We start from the raw sequence: 13,104 nt of genomic DNA, 5'->3' as shown, positions 1-13,104 counted from the left end.
GCGTAACGGCCACGTCTGGATTAAAACAATTCGCCAACACAAATCTTTTGGCAACATCCTGAATTTCGCTTGCGGGTAGCTGCCAGTCTTCCCATAGGGGTAGGGCGAGCAATGCCCGCCTTGCGTAATTTTCGCCCAGCCGTGATTGGTGACGTTGCTGAATCTAGAGATAAATTGGGTGTTTGACGGTCGTGAGCGAGACGCTCACACTTCTCGTCTTTACCACCAGGTGGGATAGTGTGAGCATCTTGCTCACGCCTTAATTCATACCCAAAATCAGCAATACCTGATAAGTTTCCGCGTTGGGTTTCGCTGGCGATCTACTCAACCGACAGGCACTCAATCCCACCGCGTCGATCAGCAACTTCAGCTTCAAGTTCTGCTTCATTTAGTAAAGGGACACCAGAATCTACAACGTGTTGCCGTAGCTGTTTGAGGCGATCGCCCAAAGATACTGGAGAGACTTCAGAAGATACTGATTCAGCGGCAGGCTGACGCTGGCAGAGAAATTCAACAAAATCCAAGACTTCCTGCTGTTTATCTAAAGGTAAATTACGCCATTGTTTAATCAGTAATTCTTCAGTCGTCATCATGAAAGTTCATCCAATTTTTTATCGGTTCGTGTGCTGAATTTTACTAAGAATTTTCACTCGGCAGCGACAAGTGTCTGCGTTAGGTTCCGCTGGCGCTCTATCCAACCTATAGGCTAACGGAATCAAAGCGATCGCCTTCAAGAGGATAAGAAAGAATTTCTACAGTGAATTGCATAGGGTGCATTACGCAAAGCGACACATCAAAGCTTTTACAGGTGATGCGCTGGGCTGTACGTAACACACCATACGTCAATACTAATCGACTCCACCCAAACAGGCTTGCAGCGCGATCGCCTTCAAGCAGTCAAGAAAGGCCAGCAGGCTAATGGTCTGCTGAAAGCCGAGGATGAGCTGATGCCAAGAGCCGTGTCAAGCTCATTTGACGTTTTTTAAGATTACTGTTACATTTATTTACATAGGTAAAGCGATTGGGCTTCACCTGCATCATTTCAGTCTCTCCTCTCTCTGTCCTCGATTTGATCAGGGCAGTTTTTTTTGACAATTTTTAGGTCAGCTTGGGTATAAATTCGCGTTGCTAACAGGCACTTAAACCGCTACGCTATAGCAGCTATCAACCAATTTGTCTGTCAGCTTAGTGTTGACGGATAGGCTGAGGTTGGAGTGTTGTGGACTGAGGGTTTTCGCTCCCTCCAAAAATGCTAGAAAATCACGCGGAGGCGCTATGTATAAGGTGTTTTCTGCGGCGCTAACGGCCTCGGTGCTGTGGCTGGCTGCGGGGTATCGGCCTGCGATCGCTCAGAACTGTACGGAAAACTGCCGCTCCGATCAGATTCAGTTTCCGGTAGGCGAGCCAATTAAGGTACAGGTGATCAATCGCTCACCCGCTCTAGTTGAAATTGAGCAGGTGGTCAGAGTTTCACCCTATCGGCTACGTCCAACTCAGTCAGTTGACTTCGATTTTAAGGACGGCACTCTTAACAATGTGTCCGTTGTTTTTTGGAACAGCAACGATCAGCCACTGCGCACGTCTCTTTCTCGCCCGGAGCGCAACACTTTAAGGATTGAGATTTTTCCCTTTCCGTTTGAACCCAGCGATCGCTCCGTGTACGTGTTCAACGACGGCAGAGTGATGATTTACTAAGGCACCGCAGCCGCTTCTCGATTTTGGCAATCCGCCCTATGATGTAGTTCAAGCGATCTAGTAACCACAAGTTTTATTTTGGATCTCTCTGCTGGAGAAACTGAAAATCAGGTCGCCGCCGAGTCGCTACCTGCGGCGGAGCGATCGCCTGCTGTCCAGTCATCTCAGATGCCCCAGCAGCGCTGGCAGATCTTGCCACCGCAGCCTGAGGCCGCTCAGTCTCTAGCCCGCGCCACTCAGCTTTCGCCGCTATTGACCCAGGTATTGCTCAACCGGGGGATTGATACCGCAGAGGCCGCTGCCGAATTCATCAACCCAGAGCTGCAGAACCTGCCCGATCCGATTGAGGAATTTACCGATCTGCCCCTCAGTCTGGAACTGCTAGTCACCGCAATTCAGCAGCACCAAAAGATTGCCATCTGCGGTGACTATGATGCCGACGGTATGACCAGTACCGCCCTGCTGATGCGGGCACTGCGTTTTTTGGGTGCCAATGCCAACTATGCCATTCCCAGTCGGATGCAGGAAGGCTATGGCATCAATACCCGCATTGTGGAAGACTTTCACGCTGAAGGGGTCGGGCTAATTTTGACGGTGGATAACGGTATTGCCGCTCACGCCCCGGTTGCCCGCGCCCGCGAACTGGGCATAGCCGTCATCATCACCGATCACCACGACCTGCCGCCGGAGCTGCCCTGCGCCAACGCCATCTTGAACCCTAAACTGCTGCCGCAAACCTCTCCCTACTGGGGTGTGGCGGGCGTAGGCGTGGCCTACATCTTGGCGATTTGTCTAGCCCAGTGCTTAGGTAAAACCCAGGATCTGACAGTGCCCCTGCTGGAGCTGTTCACCCTAGGGACGATTGCCGACCTAGCGCCGCTGACGGGAGTAAACCGGCGCTGGGTGCGGCGAGGGCTAAAGCTGCTGCCGCGATCGCGCATTCCTGGCATTCAAGCGCTAATTCAGGTGGCGGGACTAGGTGACCAAAAAGGGGGGCTGAAGCCAGAGGCGATTGGTTTTCGGCTGGGACCCCGGATTAATGCGGTGGGGCGAATTGCCGATCCGCAAATCGTTATTGATATGCTCACCACTGACGATGTCGGCATTGCCCTGCAGCGGGCCATGCAGTGCGAAGAGGCCAACCAGCTACGGCAGCGCCTTTGTGAGCTAATTGAAGAACAAGCGATCGCCTGGTGTGAGGCGCAGCAGGCCGAAGGCAAGCTGAATTTGCAGGAAGAGCGGGTGCTGGTAATCGTGCAGCCGGAATGGCATCACGGCGTCATTGGCATTGTCGCCTCGCGGCTGGTGGAGCGCTACGGCGTCCCGGTTTTTATCTGCACCTATGAAGACGAAGCGCAAAAAGAAATTCGCGGTTCGGCCCGTGGCATTCCAGAATTCAACGTCTTTGAAGCCCTGCAGAGCTGCCACGACCTAATGCACAAATACGGTGGTCATAAGGCGGCTGGCGGCTTCTCTTTTCCGACCAAGAACTTACGTCAGGTCAGGTCGCGCCTCAGCAACTTTGCCTGCCAGCAGCTTGAGATTGAACACCTAAAACCGTTAGTGGTTGCAGACGTTCAGGCCAATCTGGCTCAAGTCACCCTTGCTCTCTACCAGCAAATCGACCAGATCCATCCCTGCGGCATTCAAAACCCTGACCCCGTGTTTTGGACACCCAATGTACGGGTGCTAGAGCAGCAAACCGTAGGTCGCAGCCGCGCCCACCTAAAGCTCACCGTTGGGCAAGAAGCTCACGGCGGCGGCTCACTGGCTGCCACCATCAAGGCGATCGCTTGGCGCTGGGGCGACTACCTACCCTTGCCCAACCGCCTCGACATTGCTTACAAGCTCAAGCTGAACGAATGGAAAGGCGATCGCACCGTTGAACTTGAACTTATCGGCGTCCGCCTGCCCAACCGCCAAAAGCTGCCCGTTCCCCCCGTACCATCTCCGATCGACGGCGGGTCATTACCGCTTGAGGCTGACGACAGCCAGCCTTCTACCCCACTTGCCCCTGCTCACAGTCAGCTCTCCCACTTCTCTCCCTCATCCCCCTCACCTGCCCCATCTCCCTCATCTGCCTCATCCCCCTCACCTCCCCCATCTCCTGCCCCTGCCCAAACCACCGCCGAGTTTTACTACAGCAAGCGCCGCTACACCAGCCGCATTATCACCTCCGGGCGATCGCGGGAACTGACTATTCACAACCCCGATGGTCACTTACTGATTGTGCAGCTCCCTGAAAGACAGGGCTTTTTAGCAGCGCCCAGTCAGCCACCGCAGCCCGTCGATTTATCTGAGCCTCACTACTTTAATCTGGTACGGGCCGGACTCAGTGCCCTGGAAGTGAAGCAAAAGACTCAGCTCCTGCTGGAAAAGGATGAACTGCTCACGGATAAAAACAGCCAGATTGAAACGCTGACCTCTCAGATCTCTTTGCTAGAAGAGAAGATTAGCCAGCTCTCCACCGAACAGCAGCAACAGTTTCAGTCCCTGCAGGGAGAACTACAGCAGCAGGAAGCCGCCATTCAAGACCAAGAGGCTCACATTGCTAAGCTGCAGTCTCAGCTTGGTCAGGGGTCGATGCCGCTGGATCCCAAAGCGCTGCGGCAGGAAGTGCGCTCTGCTGTGGGGGATACGGTTTGGTTTTGCCTGCAGCCTAAGAGTCAAAAAGATCTCTATGTAGCCTATAAGCATCAAGCTCTCTTACACGCTGAAAAAAGCGCCACAGGCCCAGCCGACTATTCTGAAGCGGGACTGCGGCTCAGCTTTGCCGTAGAGCGAGAGGTGATTCAGCCCTTTTTTAGCGATTTGTACGAGTTTTTGCTGACGGAAGGTGGGCCAGAAATTGGCGGTTTACTGTTGAGGCCGCAAAAGAAACATACCTTAGGGACGCTGCCCTCGCTGCTGGCAGATCAGTGGCGATCGCTCAAAAGTGCAGCTCTCAAAAGTTCGTCCCAGGTGTCTGAAGCCGCTTTATATGGCAAAGGTACGGCCAGTTCTCCCATGAGCGGTACCGATCGCGATCGCCTGCAGCAGTTTCTGAACCAGTGGGATCACCCCATGAGTGAATGGCTACAGGAGCAGCCCGCCGCTGCCGCCGCCCACATCGATCAGGTTGCCAAGCTGCGCAACCTAGCGGCCCATGCTGAAAGCTACCTGCATCAGTGGCACTACGACCTACTGCAGGGTTTGGTACTCGGCGCAGAAGACAAGCCAGGACTGTTTCAGCTCATTTACGCGGCCTGATTGCCTCAACTCACAACCTCACGATTCTGCCGGATCGGTGAAAACCACTTCGTAGAGGTGATACTGGTTTTCCGCCAACCCTTCCCAGTAAGGCTGTTCTGAACTGAAGCCCGGCTGCTTACGCAGTTCTTCAATGGTGTCGCGATCGCGCCACTGACCGTAATTAATCACCCGTAGACCGTCTAAGCTGCGGTGAAAATTGGCTGAAATCAGGCCGTCAAACTGCATGGCTGGGCCAACATGCTCTTTGGCTAGCGCCACCATGCGGGGCTGGTTGTCTGGCACCATGCGGAATTCGGCAAAGTGAACAATATATTCCCCGGCCCGTATAGCTGGAGGGCCGACTCTAGACTCAGACACCACAATTTCGTAGACATGCTGATCCGGTTCTGAGACTGCTGCCAGCTTGCCTGTCAGCATTTGTCCGGCTCCGCTCAGCATAAAGTGCTCAAAATCCGCCTGAGACTGCCACTGGGCATACTCGGCCACCTTCACCCCATCGAGGCTTTTATGCAAGCTGGTTGAAACATAGCCAGGCGCCTGCTGATAATCGCTCACCGCCTCGCGCAGGGTGTCGATTACCAGCGACTGCTGCGCCGCTAAAACCGGGTAAAGAGAAATGACGGCGATCGCCTGATTATCTAGAGAAAGAGTTGGCATCTTACTGGCGTCCTCGCACAAACTGCAGCGTAATTTCCGCTACCCGCTGACCGTATGCCTTCGCCATATCTAGATCGCCCTGGGGAGGCGCTCCCGGCGGATCAACCTGAAAGCTGGTTGCCATTGCCCCAGCAAAAGACCCCACTCGGTTCATCACCTCCGGCCCCGGTCCTTCGACGCTGTTCATCGAGTCTGGATCGGATGCCGCAGGCATCATGGCCGTTCCGACATAGATCATGCCGTGTTGCATAGCATTGATCATCAGCCCTACCAGGGTATTTAGCTTGTCGCCCGAAAAAGAGCTGGAATTGGTGAAAGCGCCCGCAATCTTATCTTTCCAGGCCAGCGAAAACCACTTTTTCGCCGCTACTTCCAAAAACTGCTTCATATCGGCAGACATGCTACCCATGTAAGTCGGACTGCCAAAAATCATCGCGTCTGCTTCGTCAAAATCGTCCAAACGGGCGATCGCCTCCTCAGCCGTAACAATTTCCGCCTCAATTCCGGCGACCCCTGCCGCCCCCTCATAGACAGCCTCCGCCTGCCGCTGGGTGTGACCGTACCCACTGTGATAAATCACAAATAGCTTACTCATCGTGGTTCCTCAACAACCTTAGTAACGTCAACGTAGAAACACTAGGCCGCCATGTCAAATAGCAGCACTTCGGCATCGTCAGACTGACCTTGAATGGTTAGCGTTTCAACATCAGCGATCGCTGCGCCATCTCCCGCCATCAGATCGTAACCGTTGAGGTTGACTGCCCCCCGCGCGACGTGTAGCCAAGCGGCGCGATCGCCCGTGAAGCTGTAGTTTACCGCTTCAGCTTCTTGCAGCTTAGCCGCATAGAGGTTGACGTCCTGATGAATCGTGACCGAGCCATCACGGCCATCGCGGGAACCCACTAGTCGCAGCCGCCCCTGCATCTCTTCCGGCTCGAAGTGAATTTGCTCATAGCTGGGGTCGATGCCATTTTGCTCAGGCAGCATCCAGATTTGCAGCAGATGCACCGGATCGCTGTCGGAGTGGTTAAACTCGCTGTGCATAATTCCTGTCCCCGCTGACATCCGCTGCACGTCGCCGGGACGGATTATAGAACCATTGCCAATGTTGTCCTTGTGTTCCAGCGCACCCTCTAACACGTAAGTCACAATTTCCATATCGCGGTGGCCGTGTGTGCCAAAGCCGCGCCGGGGTTCTACCTTATCTTCGTTGATGACGCGCAGGGCCGCAAAGCCCATGTGAGCCGGATCGTAGTAGTTGGCAAAGGAAAACGTATGCCGGGTGTCGAGCCAGCCAAAGTTAGCCGCGCCGCGATCGCCTGCGGGACGAATTTTAATCATTGTCTTACCTCCGGGTTAAGTAATGTGGAGTGCCCATCGAAGACAATTTCATTATGAATTGAATCAAATAAAATAACAATAAGCAATCTAATAAACAGATTGTCGCTCATTTTGCTACAGTTGGCGCTGACAGCTAAAGTATATGGACAAGTTTGAAAGCCTTAGAGCTTTTGTGCAGGTGGTAGAAGCCGGCGGTTTCGCCGCGGCAGCAAGGGAGATCGGGCTATCGCGATCGGCAGTTAACAAGCTGGTGATGAACCTGGAAGACAATCTCAAAGCACAGCTCTTACACCGCACCACCCGCAAAGTCACCCCCACCGCCACGGGACTGGCTTTTTACGATCGCTGCATCGCCATCCTCGCCGATCTCAAAGAGGCAGAACTGGCCGTTTCGCAAATGCAGCAGGAACCCAAAGGCCGCTTGCGCATCAACGCGCCCATGTCCTTTGGCACGCTGCACCTCGCCCCGGCCCTGACAGATTTTTTGCAGCAATACCCTGATCTCCATATTGAGCTGACCCTGAGCGATCGCTTCATTGACCCAGTCGAAGAAGGCTTCGACGTTACCCTGCGTATTGCCCAGCCGCCCGAATCTGCTAGCCTAATTGTGCATAAGCTAGTAGTGGCCCGCCGCGCTGTCTGCGCCGCCCCCAGCTATCTCACTCAGCACGGTATTCCCCAAACGCCTGCCGATTTGAAAAATCACTCTTGTCTGCACTACGGCCACTTTGCCACCAGCAATCAGTGGACGCTCACCCGTGACGCTGAAACTCACACCGTTACCGTCAAGGGCGTCCTGTGTTCTAACAACGGCGAAGTTTTGCGAGCAGCCGCTTTGAGGGGACTGGGCATTGCGCTGCTGCCCACCTTTATTGTCGGCGGCGACCTCCAGCAGGGTAGGCTGCATCAGATACTCACTGACTATTCTCCCCGTGAAATTGCAGCCTACGTGCTATATCCGGTAAACCGCCACCTTTCGACTAAAGTGCAGCTTTTAACCGAGTTTCTTAAAGCGCGGCTGGGCGATCGCCCTTACTGGGATGACGCTACGCTATCGTAAAAGACAGTCAGCCTAAGAGTTTGACACCAGACAACTCTCTGACTTATCAGTTGAAAAAAGATTTACTCTTGTGCTTATAGAGAACTGATTCAACTAAAGCAGTTGCAATAGGAAAGAAACTTGAAGGCTATTAAAAATACTTTAGTTCAGGCTAGATTAGACAGAGGGATTCGCTAACTCTGTTTCACAAGGTTGCTTATGGCTACTGACCAGATCAAGTCTCACCAGCGAAATCAAGCGTCTATCTATCAACCTGCATCGCATCAGCTTCAGCAAAAATCTTTGGCTTCGAGTAAGGCAGCCGTAGACCCTTCAATATCTAGACCATTTTCTTCTCAGACGACCACGAGGCAAGCAAAGCCAGCAGCAACTCGGCACAGCCAATTTGATCCCAATAAAATTTCCGTCTTTCCTCAAGACGAAACCAGTCAACCGCAGGCTCCTATAGCCCTTCAAACTTGTGAAGACAATATTCTGCAGCCTAAATATCTGCGTAGCGATCTCAAAGGACTAGGAAGCGGTAACGCAGGCCAGTGGCATCAAGGCGATCCTAATTTCCACGTTACTATTTTTCCTGATGATAAGAACTTTGTTGAGCCGCACGGATTTAAATTTGTCAGCAACCGATGGGTGTCCGAGTTTCATGTGACCAATCACAATCCGGGCAAATTTGGACGTCGATTTTATGACATTGATACCGGAAAGCCAATCGGCGAAGATAAAGGTAAGATCTCCGGACATGACGAGCTAGCACTTGCCTTTATAAAAGAAATTTCAAAGATTAAATCTTATACCGATGAAGAAGCGTTAGAGCAGCAGAATACATGGGATCTAGCAGCAGAAAAACAAGACAAAGAACAGAGAGAAAAGATTGAAAAAGTAGTGCTTGAAGTAGCTTCTGAATACAAAGGCCAAGAACTTGATTGGAAAAAGCCGCAGACTTTCAAAGTTATAGGCCAGATCAGCACAAAGCTAAGAGATGACAGAATTATTGATGTCGATCAGCAGCTACTTAAAGAAAAGTTTGATGAAATTTTATTCGCACTAAATGCAGAAGCTGAAAGAGTTAGAGAAAAATCAAAAGAGGAAGAAGCTTTAAAGTTACAGGAGTCTCAAAAGGAAGAAGAGGTTCCTCTGAAGCAGGAAAAAGATCGTTTACTGCCAAAAGGTAAACAGTTAGCCCAAAAATCAAGTTCCAATCCTAATCTGACTTTGATTCTCACAATCTTGATAGTAGCAATAGTTCTGGGTGGGTTTGGACTCAGTAGCATCTACGAGTAGGGGCTTATCTTCAAATCGGCTTGCAAGCTGCTTGTTATAAGCGATAGTATCAAAGGCTTTTCCCTTTTTATTAGCTTTATGGGTTCTCCGACTGCTACGCTGCTGATTTCTTGTCCGGATCAGCAAGGACTGGTGGCTAAAATTGCCAACTTCATTTACGCCAACGGCGGCAATATCGTCCATGCCGATCAGCATCGAGACGAAGCTGCCGGACTGTTTCTTTCGCGGATTGAGTGGCAGCTAGAGGGATTTAATCTGCCACGCGATCTGATTGGGCCAGCTTTTAACGCGATCGCCCAGCCGCTGAAGGCAAGCTGGGAGCTGCGCTTCTCAGACGCGGTACCGCGTATCGCCGTTTGGGTCAGTCGTCAAAACCACTGCCTGCTGGATCTACTTTGGCGGCAACAGGCTGGAGAATTTTTGGGTGAAATTGCGCTAATTGTTAGCAATCATCCAGACCTGAGGGCGATCGCCGAACAGTTTGGCATTGACTATCATTACCTGCCCATCACCCAAGAGACTAAGCAGGCCCAAGAAGCTGCCCAGCTAGCGCTATTGCAAAAATACGACATTGATTTGGTCGTGCTGGCTAAGTATATGCAGATCCTCAGCCCCGCATTTATTCAGCAGTTTCCCAGCGTCATCAATATCCATCACTCCTTCTTGCCTGCTTTTGTCGGCGCTAATCCTTATCACCGCGCCTACGAGCGCGGCGTCAAAATTATTGGTGCCACAGCGCACTATGTCACCTCCGATTTGGACGCCGGCCCGATCATTGAGCAGGACGTGGTGCATATTAGTCACCGCGACGAAGTTAGCGATCTGATCCGCAAAGGGAAGGATTTAGAGCGGATGGTGCTGGCGCGGGCAGTGCGCCTGCACCTGCAAAACCGAATCTTGGTCTATGGCAATCGCACCGTGGTCTTTGCCTGAGCCGCAAAGCATAGGAGTTTCAGATTCACCCTCTTGGCTTAAGCTAAGAGCATTTACACAAACTCTCTAGCTAAACTTCTATGCAGTCTCTCAACCACTTACCCAGCGGCGAACGCTATTTATATCAGCTTTTAAGCCAGATTGAGCAAGGGCATCTGACCGTTACTAATCCCGCAGGTCAAAGTTTTCAATTTGGCGAAGCTGCCGCCGAATCGCTGCACCTGATTATTCGCGATCGCCGCACCTACGATCGCCTCATTAGCTTTGGAGCGCTGGGCTTTTGCGAAGCCTATATGGACGGCTGGTGGGATGAGGAAAATAATCGGGTGGCTGAATTTATTAGCCTGCTCTATCGCAACCGGGTGTATTCCAAAGCCAGTCAGCATGTAACGCTGCCGCTGATTTTCAAGGTGATTACCCAGCGCTTGCTGACGCTGCCCACGTCTATTCAAAACAGTCGCAAAAACGTGCAGCATCACTACGATCTGGGCAATGACTTTTACCAATGTTTCTTAGATCCGACGCTGACCTACTCCTGTGGTTATCAGCTTCGTTCTGATGATTCGCTAGAACAGATGCAGTTGCAAAAATATGAGCTGATCTGCCGCAAGCTGGGGCTGCAGCCGGGAGAGTCTCTGGTAGATATTGGCTGCGGTTGGGGCGGTATGCTGCTGTACGCGGCGGAGCATTACGGCATCAGCGGTACCGGACTCACGCTGAGCCAGGAGCAGGCTAAGCTAGCCCGTGAGCGGATTGAGGCGAAAGGGCTGAGTGATCGCCTTAAAATTGCCGTCGCTGACTACCGCGAGTTTGCAGAGCCGCACGATAAATTTGTCAGTATTGGCATGTTTGAGCATGTGGGTAAAGGCAGTTTTGCCACCTTTATGCAGCAGGCGAAAAAGCTGCTCAAGCCCCACGGCACAGGCCTGCTGCACACGATCGGGACGGAAAGTTCAGAGCGGATTGGCCCCTGGGTAGATAAGTACATTTTCCCCGGCGGCTACGCGCCGCAGCTGCATGAGCTAACCCAGGAGATGCTAGCGGCGAAGCTATCGGTGGCCCACTGCGAGAACCTGAAACCCCACTATGCCGAGACGCTGAAAAAATGGGCCGAAAACTTTAGCCAAAACCGCGATCGCGTCGCGGCTCTATCTCCTGCCTATGACGAGCGCTTTTTGCGCATGTGGTATCTCTACCTGCAGTCGTTTGAAGCGGCTTTTAGAGATGGTAGCCTGCACGTATATCAACTCCTTTTCTATAAAGATAAGCAGTGGCGTTTACCCAAAGCGCTCAATTTCTCTCTAAGTTCGTTGCAGCCTGTGAGCAAGTAGATGGCCATAAGTAAACAACGCCGTAGGGTGCTGTTAGGCAAAGCCGTAACGCACCGTTCTGTAAGGCTTCGATGCGTTACGCTGACGCTAACGCATGCCTACATGAAATTATGGCTGCCTACTTACTCAGTAAGTGCATGAACAAAGGCAATCAATCGGTTAGTCGGGGGAGCAGCTTGATCAGTTGCTCGCCAAACTGGTGCTTGAGGTCGCTGGCATCCTTATAGTCTTGATAGAAATGGCCCATATCAGAGAGCGTCTGTTTGAAGTTGAGCAGGGTCATAATTTCAGGTGTGATGCTGCTCATGTTGATGGCAGCATCTTTGAAGTAGGTAAAAATTAAGGGCTTATCGCTGTCCTTAAAGGTTTCCAACGCGATGAGAAATTCTTCTTCGGTATACTGACCAACTTTTGTGTAGGCAAGGAGTACAAACACGTCACAGCTGGCGATCGCTTTGTTGTATTCGTCCTGCGATCGCGTCTTGGACATAGCATTGAGGAAATCTTCCCAAATCACCAGCTCTAGAAAGAGGCCGTCTTTGATGTATTCTTTGTTCTTGCGGCTGATGAAAATCTCAAACTGCTCGCGATCGGCTTTCAGCTCGGAGGAGGACGCTAGAAAGATCTGGATAGTTCTCATTTTGGGTTGAGGTTTGGGAGCGGCGGGGTTGTCTGGTTCGGACAGCGGTGGTGGAGCGGGTTCGTCACCTTTTTGGTCGGGCAGTCTTTCAACAATGTCGCGGACTGCAAAACCTTCGAGCAACAGGCGGAGAGGAACATCTGCTTCGCTGATTTCGCACTCGATGGTGGACTTTTTCCCCGTTTCTTGGCGCTGCTTGAGGCGGGAGTATTTGAAGAAGTGGGGCGGGTTGCTGTTTTGACACTGATGGCACTGACAGGGAATCATTTTGTCGTAGTGCAGTTGATGGTAAGACTGGCTAATTTGGTCTAGCTGATCAATGATGACGGCCCGAAACTCAGGAATGCTCGGCCCAGAAAACCGTAGAGAAATGAGGCGCTGATCTAAATCTTCTTTGACTTCGGCCCAGGTATGGCCCCGGCGGATCACCATGCCGCTGCGCCAGACCCAGTCGTGATTATAAATGTAGCGATACAGGGTAACGGCAAACTGCCAGAAAATGCCCTTGGGCATAAAGGCGTCGTAGCGGAGCTGCATGTGGCTATTTTGGCTTTCGTCCCAGTCGTAGGTGGGGGTGTTGAAGGGTAGCAGTTGGGGGGCGACCAGTTCGCCGGTGTTGCCAATTTCATACACCAGCCGAAAGTTTTTCATCAGCTCGATTAGGACATCGTGCATGTGGTGATAGCGCGGATCGTTCCAGATGTCGGCGCAGTCCTGACGGCTGAAGCGGCCCGCTTTGGCTTTGATGCTGTCGTCGTCGAAAATGCGGTAGACAGCGTTGGTGGCCCAGGCTGGCTTCAGAATCACCCGATCGCGCAGGAGGGGATTGTCGGCAAAGTGGAGAACAACGCCCAAATCGTGGAAGTAGCCGAGTAGAGTGTCGATGTCTTGACGATCGGTGATGTTTTGAGCCT

Annotated in this window: 11 protein-coding genes; 6 read left to right on the top strand and 5 right to left on the bottom strand. The window is 52.2% G+C overall.

Annotated elements, in window-relative coordinates; genetic code table 11:
* Nucleotides 1-320: 320 nt before the first annotated feature.
* Nucleotides 321-593 carry a DUF2281 domain-containing protein gene (locus QJQ48_RS09155; protein ID WP_346290922.1) on the bottom strand — a complete coding sequence of 91 codons (273 nt, stop codon included), beginning with the start codon at nt 591-593 and terminating at the stop codon, nt 321-323.
* 682 nt (nt 594-1,275) lie between these two features.
* On the opposite strand from QJQ48_RS09155, the gene QJQ48_RS09150 reads away from it, so the two are divergent.
* Together QJQ48_RS09150 and recJ are read left to right on the top strand one after the other, a co-directional pair.
* Nucleotides 1,276-1,695, top strand: a complete 420-nt coding sequence (locus QJQ48_RS09150; RefSeq protein ID WP_346290921.1) for a hypothetical protein — start codon at nt 1,276-1,278, stop codon at nt 1,693-1,695.
* Between the two features lie 168 nt (nt 1,696-1,863).
* A complete protein-coding gene (gene recJ, locus QJQ48_RS09145; RefSeq protein WP_346291129.1) occupies nt 1,864-4,944 on the top strand; it encodes a single-stranded-DNA-specific exonuclease RecJ in 3,081 nt (1,026 codons plus the stop codon).
* An 18-nt stretch (nt 4,945-4,962) separates the two neighbouring features.
* On the opposite strand, the gene QJQ48_RS09140 is transcribed toward recJ, so the two are convergent.
* Genes QJQ48_RS09140 through QJQ48_RS09130 form a run of 3 tightly spaced genes read right to left on the bottom strand, consistent with a single transcriptional unit; the run spans nt 4,963 to nt 6,945 of the window.
* Entirely contained in the window at nt 4,963-5,604 is a 642-nt protein-coding gene (locus tag QJQ48_RS09140) for an antibiotic biosynthesis monooxygenase family protein (RefSeq protein ID WP_346290920.1), read from the bottom strand.
* Nucleotide 5,605: 1 nt separating this feature from the next.
* On the bottom strand, nt 5,606-6,199 hold the full coding sequence (locus QJQ48_RS09135) for an NAD(P)H-dependent oxidoreductase (protein ID WP_346290919.1): 594 nt from the start codon (nt 6,197-6,199) through the stop codon (nt 5,606-5,608).
* A gap of 41 nt (nt 6,200-6,240) precedes the next feature.
* Entirely contained in the window at nt 6,241-6,945 is a 705-nt protein-coding gene (locus QJQ48_RS09130) for a pirin family protein (protein ID WP_346290918.1), read from the bottom strand.
* Nucleotides 6,946-7,087: 142 nt separating this feature from the next.
* Here QJQ48_RS09130 and QJQ48_RS09125 point away from each other — a divergent pair, with 142 nt between their 5' ends.
* The 4 genes from QJQ48_RS09125 to QJQ48_RS09110 all read left to right on the top strand — a co-directional run bounded on the left by QJQ48_RS09125 (nt 7,088) and on the right by QJQ48_RS09110 (nt 11,550).
* Nucleotides 7,088-8,005, top strand: a complete 918-nt coding sequence (locus QJQ48_RS09125) for a LysR family transcriptional regulator (protein ID WP_346290917.1) — start codon at nt 7,088-7,090, stop codon at nt 8,003-8,005.
* Nucleotides 8,006-8,203: 198 nt separating this feature from the next.
* On the top strand, nt 8,204-9,286 hold the full coding sequence (locus QJQ48_RS09120) for a hypothetical protein (RefSeq protein ID WP_346290916.1): 1,083 nt from the start codon (nt 8,204-8,206) through the stop codon (nt 9,284-9,286).
* Between the two features lie 78 nt (nt 9,287-9,364).
* Entirely contained in the window at nt 9,365-10,219 is an 855-nt protein-coding gene (purU, locus tag QJQ48_RS09115; protein WP_346290915.1) for a formyltetrahydrofolate deformylase, read from the top strand.
* Between the two features lie 80 nt (nt 10,220-10,299).
* Nucleotides 10,300-11,550, top strand: coding sequence for a class I SAM-dependent methyltransferase (locus QJQ48_RS09110; protein ID WP_346290914.1), 1,251 nt, complete (start codon nt 10,300-10,302; stop codon nt 11,548-11,550).
* Nucleotides 11,551-11,701: 151 nt separating this feature from the next.
* Here the strand turns inward: QJQ48_RS09110 and QJQ48_RS09105 are convergent.
* Nucleotides 11,702-13,104 (bottom strand): COR domain-containing protein (locus QJQ48_RS09105; RefSeq protein ID WP_346290913.1); only part of this gene is annotated, 1,403 nt, incomplete at its 5' end.

The organism is Sphaerothrix gracilis Ecp01 (assembly GCF_030405905.1).
Taxonomy (GTDB): Bacteria; Cyanobacteriota; Cyanobacteriia; order Phormidesmidales; family Phormidesmidaceae; genus Sphaerothrix; species Sphaerothrix gracilis.
The sequence above is the reverse complement of the archived record's forward strand: the minus strand, read 5'-3'. Positions and strand labels throughout refer to the sequence as shown.